Annotated in this window: 13 protein-coding genes and 1 tRNA gene; 11 read left to right on the top strand and 3 right to left on the bottom strand. The window is 42.7% G+C overall.

What is annotated here, in order from left to right:
• The first annotated feature begins 19 nt into the window (after window positions 1–19).
• From AK822_RS09750 to icmH, 3 genes are all read left to right on the top strand, one after another.
• A complete protein-coding gene (locus tag AK822_RS09750; protein ID WP_060491497.1) occupies window positions 20–706 on the top strand; it encodes a hypothetical protein in 687 nt (228 codons plus the stop codon).
• Window positions 707–715: 9 nt separating this feature from the next.
• Entirely contained in the window at window positions 716–2,062 is a 1,347-nt protein-coding gene (tssK, locus tag AK822_RS09745; protein ID WP_157292391.1) for a type VI secretion system baseplate subunit TssK, read from the top strand.
• A 114-nt stretch (window positions 2,063–2,176) separates the two neighbouring features.
• Window positions 2,177–2,989 carry a type IVB secretion system protein IcmH/DotU gene (icmH, locus tag AK822_RS09740; RefSeq protein ID WP_060491495.1) on the top strand — a complete coding sequence of 271 codons (813 nt, stop codon included), beginning with the start codon at window positions 2,177–2,179 and terminating at the stop codon, window positions 2,987–2,989.
• Window positions 2,990–3,243: 254 nt separating this feature from the next.
• Here icmH and AK822_RS09735 read toward each other — a convergent pair.
• Both AK822_RS09735 and AK822_RS09730 read right to left on the bottom strand, forming a co-directional pair.
• Window positions 3,244–3,319, bottom strand: a tRNA-Asn gene (locus tag AK822_RS09735).
• A gap of 300 nt (window positions 3,320–3,619) precedes the next feature.
• Window positions 3,620–4,822: a pyridoxal phosphate-dependent aminotransferase gene (locus tag AK822_RS09730; protein WP_060491494.1), complete on the bottom strand. Its 1,203-nt coding sequence runs from the start codon at window positions 4,820–4,822 to the stop codon at window positions 3,620–3,622.
• A gap of 541 nt (window positions 4,823–5,363) precedes the next feature.
• Between AK822_RS09730 and AK822_RS09725 the strand changes: the two genes are divergently transcribed.
• The 8 genes from AK822_RS09725 (at window position 5,364) to AK822_RS09690 (ending at window position 13,644) form a co-directional block, all read left to right on the top strand.
• A complete protein-coding gene (locus tag AK822_RS09725) occupies window positions 5,364–6,101 on the top strand; it encodes an SDR family NAD(P)-dependent oxidoreductase (RefSeq protein ID WP_060491493.1) in 738 nt (245 codons plus the stop codon).
• A gap of 57 nt (window positions 6,102–6,158) precedes the next feature.
• Window positions 6,159–7,910: an NAD(P)/FAD-dependent oxidoreductase gene (locus AK822_RS09720; RefSeq protein WP_060491492.1), complete on the top strand. Its 1,752-nt coding sequence runs from the start codon at window positions 6,159–6,161 to the stop codon at window positions 7,908–7,910.
• A gap of 41 nt (window positions 7,911–7,951) precedes the next feature.
• Window positions 7,952–8,932 carry a DUF1365 domain-containing protein gene (locus AK822_RS09715; RefSeq protein WP_060491491.1) on the top strand — a complete coding sequence of 327 codons (981 nt, stop codon included), beginning with the start codon at window positions 7,952–7,954 and terminating at the stop codon, window positions 8,930–8,932.
• Window positions 8,933–9,015: 83 nt separating this feature from the next.
• A complete protein-coding gene (locus AK822_RS09710; protein ID WP_087945621.1) occupies window positions 9,016–10,509 on the top strand; it encodes an SAM-dependent methyltransferase in 1,494 nt (497 codons plus the stop codon).
• A gap of 101 nt (window positions 10,510–10,610) precedes the next feature.
• Entirely contained in the window at window positions 10,611–11,021 is a 411-nt protein-coding gene (locus AK822_RS09705) for a DUF2177 family protein (protein WP_060491490.1), read from the top strand.
• A 126-nt stretch (window positions 11,022–11,147) separates the two neighbouring features.
• On the top strand, window positions 11,148–11,693 hold the full coding sequence (locus tag AK822_RS09700) for an acyl-CoA thioesterase (protein ID WP_060491489.1): 546 nt from the start codon (window positions 11,148–11,150) through the stop codon (window positions 11,691–11,693).
• Window positions 11,694–11,799: 106 nt separating this feature from the next.
• Window positions 11,800–12,921, top strand: coding sequence for a cation diffusion facilitator family transporter (locus tag AK822_RS09695; protein ID WP_060491488.1), 1,122 nt, complete (start codon window positions 11,800–11,802; stop codon window positions 12,919–12,921).
• Window positions 12,922–12,936: 15 nt separating this feature from the next.
• On the top strand, window positions 12,937–13,644 hold the full coding sequence (locus AK822_RS09690) for a DUF2059 domain-containing protein (protein ID WP_060491487.1): 708 nt from the start codon (window positions 12,937–12,939) through the stop codon (window positions 13,642–13,644).
• Between the two features lie 181 nt (window positions 13,645–13,825).
• Here the strand turns inward: AK822_RS09690 and dps are convergent, their stop codons facing one another.
• Window positions 13,826–14,308 (bottom strand): DNA starvation/stationary phase protection protein Dps, encoded by a 483-nt coding sequence (gene dps, locus AK822_RS09685; protein ID WP_060491486.1) that lies wholly within the window; start codon window positions 14,306–14,308, stop codon window positions 13,826–13,828.
• Window positions 14,309–14,377: the final 69 nt, after the last annotated feature.

Here is a 14,377-nt window from a genome sequence, read left to right as displayed (position 1 = left end):
GCTAAGGTAAACTGAAAGTATGAATAAATGTATGACATTGCCAGTATCATTAATCGCCGCCACTTGCTTGCTAACTGGTGCGATCGCCGGATGCAGCACTGATAAATTGAGCAAGTCAAATGACAAGGTATCAGCATTGGCAGGCGAGACTCCTACTATAGATGCCATGAGCCATATCGTTGATAATGGCAAAAATAGTGCCGATTTGCAAAGTCTAAAAGCACAGCTAGAACTGCAGCAACAGCAGCTAGCGACCATGAGTGCTGAGCAGCAAGCATTGCAAGAAAAATTAAAGCGTCAGCAGATTACCCTAAATATCAAACCCACCACTAATGCCAATGCAGGGCGTACCAAAGTAGGCACAGCAAGTACTGCCTATATCGCATTTTTGGAGGAGGAGAGTCAGTTTACGGATATTGAAGCACTGGCTGCCAAAGAGATCAGTATTATCCCAAATCGTGAGAGCAGTCTGACTGTGAACATTCCACAAGACGCGCGCTTTATCGCTATTAAAGTGGGGCTGAGATATACCAAAAAGCGCTCACAGTTTCTTATCCCACTTGGCAGTCTCAATTTTGATACGCCACTGGCGATCAATATTGGTGGATGCGATGTCAGCATTACTGAAGGTGTTGACCCAGCACTGGCACCTACATTTACCACCAAACTTAAATATTATCAGCAGCCACTAGTCAGCTGTTCTTAGGAGATTGTCTTGAGTAAACACAGGGTATTATGGGGAGAAGGGTTGTTTTTGCGACCCCAACATTTTCAGATTCAAGACACTTATCATGACTCGCAACGCGCTTTGAGTATGATGCTGGTGCATCCTTATGCTTATGGCGTATCTGATGTTCAGATTGATAAGCAACTTTTGGAAAGCAATTTACTAAGCTTTCAAAGTATTTATGCGGTATTGCCCGATGGTACGATATATCATGCGCCTCGTACCGACACCTTACCGAAAGCCATTACCTTAGATACCCAAGACAATGGCGATGAAATTTTCGTATTTTTGAGTTTAGAGATTGTCCATAGTGGCGGCAGCAATATACAGACGGATCGTAGTGACAACCCAGCACGCTATGCAAGGGGTGCTATTGAGGCACAAGATCTATATAGCCAAGCGGCTGAAGCAGTCATTGACGTGATTAAGCTGTCGCCAAGTTTGCAATTAAGCCATTCTGCGCAAGCGCCTAGCCAAGATACCGTGTCCTTATTGGTAGCCAAGCTCGTGCGTACCACTCAAGGCGTCTATCAAGTCGATGATGATTATATTGTCCCAAGTGTGCATATTACGAGTAACCCTGCGCTTATTGGTCACGTATATCGTTTGATGACGATGATTAATACCAAGTCCACGTCACTGTATGACCATCATCGTCAGTCTAACAATGACTTACTGGAATTTCGCTCCTCAGATATTGCCTCTTTTTGGCTATTACATACGCTAAATACCGCATACTCTCAGCTCAGTCATCTATATAATAATGCCAAACTACATCCAGAACGCCTTTATGAAGCATTATTAAATGTCGCCAGCCAATTGGCTACTTTTAGCTCATTATATAAGGTGGGCGACTTACCTTCTTATCATCACGATAATGCCAATGACTCATTTGTTAGTATCATTTTGATTATTCGTGAGCTACTCAATACCGTCATTGCCAGTAACTTTATCTCGATTCCATTACGTCAAAATAAGCCATCTTATTATACAGGCGAGCTAAGTAGTGACAAGATCACGCGTGGCTCACAGCTGTATCTGTCTGTTAGCTCATCATTGCCGATGCACGAGCTCATCGATATCGTACCACGCCGATTTAAAATTGCGACGCCTGACTCAGTAGAGAAACGTGTGTTGTCAGCGCTGCCAGGCTCTTCTATTTCACATGTCAGCCAAGTACCCAGTGCGATACCAGTGAGACCAGGCTTTAGCTACTTCACCATCGAACCGGTAGGCGAGCTATATGACGAAATGCTCAAATCTGAATCTATCTGTATTTATGTGCCAAATGGCTTTGATGATTTAAAAATAGAGCTGATGGCTATCGTACAGTAGTTCTTTTTGTCTCTAGAGGTGCTGAGGTTACAAGATGAGTATGCACTAGGGCGCGCTCTCATTTTGAGGATACGCCCTCAATAGTATTTGAAATAATAAGCATTAGGAATAATCATGTCAGGGAATAATTCAATGGGTTCTGCACCTTCGTTGTTAGATTCAGGCGAGGTGGCTTCAAAGGTCTCAGCAACTGGTCTAGATAAGCGTATCAGTAGTCAGTCGCTGGTAGACATCATGTATGACGGCTTTTACTTGGTGTTTTTATTGCGTAATCATTATTTCAGTACAGAGCCGCGACAATTTCGTCAAAAAATATATGATTTTTTAGATAAGTTCGAGATGAATGCGCGCAAAAAAGGATTTCTGTCAGAAGATATCCATGAAGCCAAGTATGCGTATTGTGCGTTGATTGATGAGACCATCATGACCTCGCAAGAGCCCGAGTTTCAAACTCTCAAAGATGCTTGGGAGCTAAATCCTTTGCAGTTAGATTTATTTGGCTCACAAATTGCTGGTAATGAGTTCTTTGAGCGTTTAGATGGGCTACGCGAGCAAGGAGAGAGGCGTCTACCTGCTCTGGAGGTCTATCACTATGCGATGCTACTTGGTTTTCAAGGGAAGTATCGTTTAGAGGCGCCAGAGAAAATTCGTTATCTTATCTCACGCTTAGGGGATGAAATTGAGCATCTACGGGGTAATAAGAACGAGTTTTCGCCTTTTTGGGCGATACCCGACCAAATCAAACACACGCTCACGAGCGAAACGCCATTATGGGTCATACTCACGGTCATGGCAGTGTTGTTGACCGCGATATTTGCTACCATGTGGCAGTTTACCAATAGTTTCTCGAATGAGCAGCTGTCAGCATACGACAATGTGATTCAAGAAAACAAAGAGCAAGCACATATCTCAATTTTCCTACCTTAATTATTTTCCTTACTTTAAATGCTAACTTCTTTAACAGTTTTTATTTCAGCTGCATACGTTGTGCTGAAATAGAAACTGTTAGGACAGCCCCGATTGTTATATCGTTGGCTACTTATTTTTCTACTGAGTTTTATATAAATTTCTTCATGCCAATAAAAACAATAGCCATAAAAAAACCCTCATCAAAGAGATGAGGGTTTTGGCAAATGCCATAATTGAATTAAAGATAATTCAAGAAACTTACAACTAAAATGTGGCTCTCCAACCTGGGCTCGAACCAGGGACACACGGATTAACAGTCCGTTGCTCTACCAACTGAGCTATTGGAGAATAAGCTGCAAGTATTTAAAACCTTACAACGAGCCTTAGAAGCCTCTAACGAGTTCTTGCTAAGTGGGGCGTATTCTAGCAAAAATAAAAAATACGTCAAGCCTTTTTTGCATAATTATCAAAGATAATTATTTTAATAAGGGGATAAGGCGTTTTTCGACGTTTTTTGCCAAAAAATCCATCAATCACGAGATAAATAAAAAAGACGCCACATAGAGGATAGGTGGCGTCTTCGTTTATAAGCACATGTTTAAGCACATACTTAAGCGTAGTAATTTTAAGACAGTGGCTGTTTATTTATTATTCAGCAATGTCTAAATCAGCTACCGCTTTTTCGATACGTGATAAGGCGTCTTTTAGCGTTGCTTCATCAGTCGCGTAAGAGATGCGCATATAGCCACCAAGACCAAAGGCGTCACCAGGCACCACTGCTACGCCAACCTTCTCTAACAGCCATGCTGAAAATTCAGTACATGATGACAGACCAGCGGCTTTGATGAGTGGTTTGATGTCAGGATATACGTAGAAAGCGCCATCAGGACGCAGGCAGGTAATACCTTTAATCTCGTTCAAACCATCAACGACTAGATCACAACGCTTTTCAAAGGCTTCTACCATCGGCGTGAGCACGCTTTGATCACCACTGATAGCGGCTTCGGCAGCCACTTGGCTGATCGATGTTGGGCATGAGGTTGACTGTGATTGTACTTTTTTCATCGCCCCAATCAGCTTGGCAGGGCCACCAGCGTAACCAATACGCCAGCCAGTCATCGCATATGCTTTTGACACGCCATTTAAAATAATCGCCCGCTCTTTTAGCTCAGGTGCGGCATTCAGAATATTGTAGAACTTATCACCCGTCCAGCGGATGTGCTCATACATATCATCTGAAACGACATAAACTTGTGGGTGCTTTTTCAGCACGTCAGCGATTGCTGTTAGCTCATCCAACGTGTAAATCATACCGGTTGGGTTAGAGGGGCTGTTCAATACCAGCATTTTAGTTTTGTCAGTGATGGCGTCTTCTAACTGCTCAGCGGTGATTTTGAAATCTTGCTCAGCGGGGCATTTGACGATGACTGGCACACCTTCTGCAATGATGACCATGTCAGGATAGCTGACCCAGTAAGGTGCTGGAATGATGACTTCATCACCTGGATTGATAAAGGCTTGCGCAAGATTAAAAAATGATTGTTTACCACCGACCGATACTAGGATTTCATTGGGCTCATAGCTGATGTTGTTATCACGTTTGAACTTCTCAATGATGGCTTTTTTGAGCTCTGGCGTACCATCGACAGCGGTGTATTTGGTAAAACCGTCATTAATGGCATCGATTGCTGCTTTTTTGATGTGCTCTGGCGTATCAAAATCAGGTTCACCCGCACCCAGACCGATTATGTCTTTACCAGCTGCTTTTAGCTCTTTGGCTTTATTGGTAATCGCTAGCGTAGGCGATGGCTTGATGTTGTTGACGCGGTCAGAGAGTTGCAATTCGCTCATGAGAGATCCTTTTTATAGTGGAATGGGATTGGTGAAGCACTATCATTAATTGTATAACGTTTGAGATGTTATTAGGACACGATATCAGGCAGCTTCAAAAACTGTCGCAATGGAAGTTGATTTTTGAAAATAAATAACCGTTAATAAAGACAAGCGCTTTTAACAGGTTGGATATTTTCATGATAAATACGCTGACTAATCAGCCCTTTAATGTAAAGCTATTTTTGATTTTTAGTATTGTAGCATGCCGTAATTAGGCTGTCTTATAAGGCTAGTAACATAAAACGACAGACCTAAGAGCAATTTTTCCAGTGCGCGAGAGTAGACAGGTTCAGTCAATTGAGAGACGCATTGATTGCGAAACCACAACAATAAATTGATAGCCTTGCGCTATGATTGTTTAGATTTAATAAATAAAATGGATGATACCTTAATAAAAAAAGGTTAATGCCATCAGCTGACTAAAGATGATAAGCAAGTATTTGACACCTGAATGCATGGTAAGTTTTGTACTATCAGCACACATAAAAGGACGTTTACGATGACTGATTCTACTAAGAAATTACATATACTTATTACTGGCGCGACGTCTGGTATTGGCAATCAATTGGCAAAAGACTATCTACTAGAAGGTCATCATGTCTATGCCGTTGGTCGAGACGATAGCGCATTGGCTGAGCTTGAATCGTTAGGCGCAGAAACGGTTGACTTAGATCTCATGGATCGGGATAAAGTTATCGACGCTTTTGGAAAAATTGAAGAGGTTGATTTGGCGATTTGTGGCGCTGGCATGTGCGAATATTTGGACATGCCAAACTTCGATAGCGCCTCGTTTATGAAAGTGATGTCGGTAAATATGGGTACGTTGTCACATGCTATCGAAGGGATATTGCCAAAACTAATCGCCTCAAAAGGTCGCTTGGTTGGCATTGGTTCAGCATCTGCTTATGTGCCATTTGCTCGTGCCGAAGCTTATGGCAGCTCAAAGGCTGCCATCCATTATCTAATGAAAACTTTGCAAATTAGCCTTGCACCGCATGATGTGTCGGTAAGCTTGGTCGTACCTGGTTTTGTCGAGACGCCAATGACTAAGCAAAACGATTTTCCCATGCCCTTTATCCAAACAACAGCGCAGGCAAGCCAAGCTATTCGTGATGGTATCGCGAGTGGTCACGATGTGATTGAATTTCCCAAGAAGCTCACATTACCGCTAAAGGTATTGGGTACGTTGCCAGATTTGGTGTGGCAGCAAGTCAGTGAAAAAATTAATAAAAAATAGCTTATATTGAAAAACGGCTAAGAACAAATTACTAAAAATATGGAAAGGAACGCATCAATGCTGTTTAACTGCCGTAAACGTAAGAACCTAGAGACAGTCTCTCATGAAGCCAGCAGCCTCTCAAAACAGACGACTAACGCTCAAGCTAAAAAACGTATTGCTATCATTGGCTCAGGTGTATCAGGATTGACTTGCGCTCATTATCTGGTAGCGCAACATGAAGTGACAGTGTTTGAGGCTAATGATTATATTGGCGGTCATGTAAATACCATCGATGTGGCGCTACAAGACGGCAAAAAAGCAAAGAGCAGCAATGTGGAAAACAGTGCCATAGATACTGGCTTTATCGTCTTCAATGAGCGTACTTATCCCAATTTCTTTCGTCTACTGCATGAGCTGCAAGTGCCGTTTCAATCGACTGACATGAGCTTTTCGGTAAAGAATACGGCGCGCCATTTTGAATACAATGGTCACACGCTCAATACTTTATTATCGCAGCGTAAGAATGTTTTCAATCCAAAGTTTTGGCAATTTATCAAAGATATTCTACAGTTCAATAAACATATCAAGCAGCTACGCCAAGACTACGAAATAGCACGTGTTAAAGGGCAAGATGTTAGCATTTTTACTGAGCAAACACTGGGCAGCTATCTCACAGAAAAAAGCTATGGCAAGCTGTTTATAGGCAACTATCTGCTGCCAATGGTTTCTGCCATTTGGTCAACCAGTCTGCATGAAGTACAAGACTTCCCACTGGTGTTTTTTGCACAGTTCTTTGACAATCATGGCTTGCTCGATGTGGTTAATCGTCCGCAGTGGTTTACGATCAAAGGTGGCTCAAAACAGTACGTCAATAAGTTGATTCCACGCTTCATCAAAGCGGGCGGTAAGGTGAGAGTAAACAGTCCCGTACAGTCTGTGGTTCGCGATGGTGAGCAAGTATTATTGACGGTTCAAAATAAAGGTGTTACTGATAATAATATCGAAAGCTTGAACGAAAAATTGGTATTTGACGAAGTTATCTTTGCTTGTCATGCAGACACCGCGCTCAAAATTTTAACAGACGCCAGTAAGGATGAATATGAGGTACTCAGTCATTTTCGCTTTACCAAAAATACCGCCGTATTGCATACCGATATCAGTGTCCTACCGAACAAGCCATTGGCATGGGCCAGCTGGAATTATCTGATAGATGAGAATCTCGTAAATAAAACTGCGCGACAATCAGCTGCTGAAAACCATACTAAAAAAGCACAAACATCAGCAAAACCAGTGCTGACTTATCACATGAATATTCTGCAACGCCTGACCAAAAAGCACAATTATTTGGTTACGCTGAATCCAGAAACCGCTCATGAAAATGTTGATGATAAGCACGTCATCAAGCGCATCGACTATAGCCATCCTGTGTTTGATAAAGCGATGATTAAGGCGCAAAGCAAATGGTCGAGTATCTCTGGTAACGGCATGCACACACATTTTTGCGGTGCCTATTGGTTTAATGGTTTTCATGAAGATGGTGTACGTAGCGGTCTACGTGTCTGCCAGGCACTTGGCCATGATATTGCCATAAAAGACGAGGTTGATCCGACTCATCTGCCTGATGCCGAGAGCGCACGTACGCCGTTTCGTTATAAGGACCTGCCGGTAAAGGCAGATAGCAAATTGCGCACACTTAATAAGCGTGAGGTGGTCACGGCGCTCACCAATCAAGAGCTGATTGAGTACATTGAACGTTTACAATCGCCTGTTAAAAGTGATGAACCAAAGCGAAAGCGTCGCTTATTCGGTCGTCATAACGTGCAGTGATTTTGGCCGTGAGATCAACGAACACTATTGAAGAGAATGCTATGTCTATTGAAACCGACACGCCTAATAAGCTGTTACCCCATCAGTTGTTTCATGGGACGACTTGGCACAGTCGGTTACTGCCAAGTGTACATAAATTTGCGTATCCATATCGTTATTGGGGCATCAATATCAGCGCATTGACTAAAGGGCTGGAGCTTCCTGAAATAAGTACAGGTATTAGTAGCAGAAATAAGCTTTTAAAAAAGTTGCTTTCAAAAGGACGGCTGGTCAAAGGATTGCCATTATTTTCAGCAAAGAAAAAAGCCTTGCAGCAGTTTTGTCCTGATGATTACTTACAAGGTCTACCTTTACAAGAGTCAAATAGCCTAAGTAATTTATCAATGAATAATAAGCAGGATAATTGTCGTTCAAATTCTGTTCAAGCACTTAACCATCGCTTAAACCAATCGTTTACTGAGCAAACGGGTAGTGCGCCAACAGGCGATATTATTGGGATGCTCGTTTGCCGCAATGCGGGCATATATTTTAGTCCAGTCAATTTTTACTTAGGTTTCGATGAGCAGCAGATACCATCCCATTTATTGGCTGAAGTCTCTAATACACCGTGGGATAAGCGCCATTATTATGGGTTTACACTCAATGGTGGGAATACTGAATTTTGTCATAATAAAGATTTTCATGTCTCACCTTTTAACCCGATCGATCAGCTATATCGTTGGCAAGTTAAGGTAAAAAAGCAGCCGGATAATTGCTTGCAAGTTCGTATTGCTATCGATATCAGCGATGAGCGCGGTGAGGTATTAAAAACGGGTATAAAAATGGCTGGCGTTCCAATGACTGCCACAACGATTCGCAACAGTTTGCGAAAAAATCCGCTAATGAACATGACCTCTGTAACCCGTATTTATTGGCATGCTTTCAAGCTTTATGCGATTAAAAAAGTGCCTTATATTCATTATGATGAAAAACTGGCCGATAGCCAACAGAACAAAGCACCGACTCCAAAAGATATTCTTTGATAGTTGAAGGGCTAACGATCAGCCAAAGAAATTTATCAGCTTAACGCTTAAGCATAGAGCATTTAAACAAGGATGAATATACGATGTCAGCACGACCAACCGACCGAGCACCCGTTTCGACATTAGGAAAATTGACCGCACAGATGAGTAAGGTCGTCAATGAGAGCGCCATTTTTCAGCCCGTCAGTGCGGGAATGAATCAATTGGCAAGAAAATTCATCTTTCGCGCATTAGCGCATATCCAGTTTGGTAGCTTGACTATAGTCGAAGTATTCGATGAGCAAGCACCTAATACCGTCAGCTTTGGTAAAGTATCCGATAGTGTCGCGAGCAGTTCGGCAGTGGGTCGCCATTCACTACACGTTACCTTGATGATTCATGATCCTACTGTCTATCGGCAGCTGTTGCTTGGCGGCTCTATTGCGCTAGCAGACAGCTATATCAATGGTGAGTGGGATACGGACGATTTGACAGGGCTGATTCGGTTGGCAGCGCGTAACTTGGCGGTGTTGAATAAGTTAGAAAATCGCTTTGCAGGTGTGAGTAAGGCGTTTGAAAAAGCGAAGCATCGGCTACGTAGCAATGATCAGTCTGGTGCCAAGTCCAATATTTTAGCGCATTATGACTTGGGCAATGATATGTATCAGCGGTTTTTGGACGATACGATGATGTATTCAGCAGCAGTCTATCGTACGCCTGATGTATCACTGAGCGCAGCGCAGCAGCATAAACTGGCGCTCATTTGCCAGCGATTACAATTGACGCCTGATGATCATGTGATAGAAATTGGCACAGGGTGGGGTGGTTTTGCTATTTATGCCGCCACACATTATGGCTGTCACATAACGACGACGACCATCTCTGACGCCCAGTATGATGAGGCGCAGCGCCGAGTCGATGCGGCAGGACTGTCTGATAAAATCACCCTGCTGAAGCAAGACTATCGTGAGCTGACAGGGCAGTATGACAAGCTAGTCAGTATCGAGATGATTGAAGCCGTTGGGCACGAGTACTTACCGACGTTTTTTGCCAAATGTAATAGCTTGCTCAAACCCACAGGGCTGATGGTGCTGCAAGCGATTACTTTTAACGATCAAAACTACCAAGATTATGTTAATTCAGTTGATTTTATCCAGACGCACATTTTCCCTGGTGGTTGTTTGCTGTCTAATCAAGAGCTGAATACACAGTTTACGGAACAAACCGACATGGTCATCAAGCAGCTACATGATTATGGTTTTGACTATGCTCATACCTTGCGCGACTGGCGTGCAGCGTTCATGGCACAGCGTGAAGAAATTAAGGGGCTTGGTTATGATGATGCCTTTATTCGCTTGTGGGATTTTTACTTTTGCTACTGTGAAGGTGGGTTTTTAGAGCGCACCATCGGCGTGGTACAGTTGACTGCAGTGAAGCCGGATAATATTGATGTGATGCATTTCTCTGATTTGTCTTCTCATGACACTCTCACCGATGAGCAAAGCAGCCGCCTGATTCACGATATTATGAATTCTAATGAAAGCGGTAATGCCAACAGTGATGGCCAAGACGCCTCCAAACGACATATAGCGTCTTAACAAGTTGCGTTTCAACAGGTAGTGTCTTAACAAGCACTGACTTAACAAGCGCTGATGAAAATAAGCTGAGATCAAAAAACGCTAATTAAAAGGATGTGGTTATGGGTTATGTATTTATATATCTGGCTGCTGTGCTTATATTTTTGGGTATTGACGCAGTTTGGCTCAAGACTATGACTGGCTTATTTTATGAAAAGCGTATCGGGCATCTGCTTGCCGATGAGCCAAACATGATTGCTGCTGGTGTGTTCTATATGTTTTATCTACTGGCTCTCTGTGTCTTAATTTTATATCCACAAATCAAAGCAGGCGCTTCGATTGGTCATATATTCTTGCTTGGTGGCCTAATAGGGCTGATGGCTTACGGTACTTATGACTTTACCAGTTTAGCGTTGTACAAAGGTTTTACACTGGATACAGCGTTGGTTGATTTTGCTTGGGGCGGTATCTTGACAGGTTCAGTGAGCGCCATTGTTGCTTGGCTTGCTTATCGTTTTCATTGGTTGAGCTAAAGTTAAATAGCTTAAGATTTACATAACCTAGACCATTCAATGACAGAGTGCCGTTTGTGCTCTATTGTGAGCTGCTGTATAAATGATACTTACTATCAACACGCCCTAAATCATTCAAGGATTTTTATGCCGCAATACAATACCAGCTCGACTGCCAAAAAAGCCCCATTAAATCATGAGCTATATATGTCGATACTTATGACGCCTGATATGGCGAATTTTATTGGCAATGTGCATGGTGGTGATTTGCTTAAGATGCTGGATCAAGTCGCTTACGCTTGCGCCAGTCGCTATAGCGGCAATTATGTGGTGACGCTGTCTGTCGACCAAGTGATGTTTCGTGAACCTATATATGTTGGCGAATTGGTCACCTTTGCGGCAAGTGTTAATTATGTAGGGAATACTTCAATGGAGGTCGGTATTCGCGTCGAAGCAGAAGACGTTCGAGCCCGTACTGTACGCCATACCAACAGCTGCTATTTTACGATGGTCGCTATCGATGATAATGGCAAGCCCACACCTGCGCCGCCACTTGATATCAAAAATCCCATGCAGCAATGCCGCTCTGATGCCGCACTAGAGCGTAAAAACCTGCGTCTGGAAAGCTCACATCGACCCAGTTGTGATATCGGGGATATGGTTGGTGAGCTGGCTAGTCCTCATGATCGTTAAGACAAATAGACCCTGTAGAGTCAGTTAAAATGCTTTCAATATATGGTCTATTGATCTGGTTAAATATGTAAATATCTGCGTTCAAAAAGCCTATATCGAGATTATTATGAGCTTAAAACCATCGGAAGCCGAGTCACACGCTCCTATTTCTCATCAGCCAGCGCCGCATAATAGTCGTGCTCGAGGCGCTGGCAAGCTCATTACAGACGCCACTTCTAATGGTAATTCTCATTCTGTATTAGACGATTCTGCTAAGTCGACAACCAATAAAGACCAGCAGCATTCCGCTTCATTGGTAACGGTATTAATTGCCGTTGGAGCCAACATTATCATTGCGATTGCCAAAACGGTAGCAGCATTTATGACGGGTTCTGCTTCTATGATCGCAGAGTCAGCGCATTCGTGGGCAGATGCAGGTAACGGTACTTTATTAATTGTCGCCGAGAAAAAGGCGATCAAACCTGCTGATGAAAGCCATCCCCTCGGCTATGGCAAAGAAGCTTATGTCTGGTCGATGATTGCCGCTTTTGGTGTCTTTATGGCAGGTTCGATTGTCTCCATTTATACCGGTATCACCGAGTGGAATGCTGCGGAAAGCGAGACCAACTATACCATCGGTTTTATTGTATTGGCGATTGCGTTTGTGCTCGAAGGGTTTTCGTTAGGGCAAGCTTATTTACAAAGCAAAAAGCATGGTGAAGCGATAAATGTTAGTGCCATTGGTTATGTGGTCGATACGTCAAACCCAACTTTACGTGGTGTATTCTTTGAAGACTTGGCAGCTGTCATCGGCTTGGTTGTCGCTGCTGCTGCCATGGGTATGCATGCTTATACGGGACAGCCGTTTTGGGATGCGCTCGGCTCCATTATTGTCGGAATATTATTGGGTGCGGTAGCCATCTTTTTAATTAGCCGTAACCGTGACTTTTTGGTCGGTTATAAAGTATCAGAGAGGATACATGGCTATGCATTGAGCGAATTACTCAATCATCCAGATATCGATAGTGTGTCGTACTTACATTTGGAGTGGGTGGGACCCAAAAAGATATTTATGGTGGCAGCAGTCGATATTGCTGGCAATCAAAAAGAAAAAGAGATTGCCCAAAAATTCGAAATTATTGAAAGTCAGTTCCGTGCGAATCCTTTATTTCAGGAAGCTATCCTGACATTATCTGTACCCAATGCTAAAACTTTGAGCTTACCCAATAGTTATAATCAAGATGCCTGATAAAGAGAAACCAATATGAAACTAAGTCTTCAGTCTGCTATAGAGAGCCCTGTTGGGCGTTCAATCATGGTTCGCTCATTAAGTATGGCCGTTGTCACTATTAGCGCATTAGCCAGTCTGACTCAAGCACATGCTGAGCTGGTAATTCATAGTGAGCCTGCTCAACAGCAGACAGTAAGTATCAATAGAATAAGTGCGAATAGCGCTTCTATTAACAATACCGCTTTTATGAATAATAATATCTCCCCAACAGATACGTCTATCGTTAAGCTGATGGAAGTGATGCACATTGATGAGCAAATAGAATCTATCGTTAACGGGCAACAAGCGGCTATTAATGCTATCAATGTACAAACGCAAAATCGTACTGAGTCAGTAGGTAATGGTAACTTAAATAAACGCCAACAGGCGCTACAAGAGCAGATTCAAAAAGTTCTGGGTCAATATGCCAAGATAATGACCAATACTATCGGCGATACCACTGACAGGCAGACGTTGACGCAAGCTTATATCAGCGCAGCGAAGACTTACTATACGCAAGCAGAAGTTGATGCCCAAATTGATTTTTATGATACGGTGATGGGTCAAAGTATCTTATCGAAACAACCACAGATTACAGCGGCATTTCTAAAGCAATCCTTGCCTGATGATACCAGTGAAACTGAGGCACAGCTGGATGAGCTTTTACCGCAGATGCAACAAATAATCCAAGGTGTTTTTTAACTGACAGCTAATAACTGATAATTTAACTATTTTAAAGCCCGCTTCTGAGCGTGAATCTTAAAGTTATTACACATAAATCATTACACATAAGTTAGTACATATAAAAAAGGTCACTATAAAAGTGACCTTTTTTGCTGATATAGACTGTCTTATTGATATACCTAGTTTGAGTACAAAGATATTATTTCTTTGGCGCGTTGGCACCGATGAACCATGCATCTTTATCGACAGTACGGCTTATTTCCGTTAATAAGTCAGCGGTGTCTTCGTCACCCGCGTCACCAGCAGTATTAATCCCTTCACGCAATGATGCCGCAATGGTCTTATAACGATTGGTAAGCTCACGGACATGCTGATCGACTTCAGTGATATCAGTAGGGTAAGTCTCTAGGATAGAGTCCTCAACGACACGTTTAGAGATACCATTGGCTTTACCGCCAAGGATAACAATACGCTCAGCAACCGTATCATAAGCTTCAGTTAAGCGACCGTAAGTATCATCTAATAACTGATGAACACCGATAAAGCCAGTACCTTGCAAATTCCAATGACATTGCTTACTGTCCATACTCAAATCAATGAGATTCGCTAGATTAGCGTTCAATAAGTCGATCATTTTCTTTGCGGTAGCATCATCTATCCCACTTGCGTAACGTTCTCTCATGTTCTACTCCGTTATGTGTATTATTTTAATGAAAATCTCATTTGTTGTTATTGGTATCTTAGTAATCAA

The organism is Psychrobacter sp. P11F6 (assembly GCF_001435295.1).
Taxonomy (GTDB): Bacteria; Pseudomonadota; Gammaproteobacteria; order Pseudomonadales; family Moraxellaceae; genus Psychrobacter.
The sequence above is the reverse complement of the archived record's forward strand: the minus strand, read 5'-3'. Positions and strand labels throughout refer to the sequence as shown.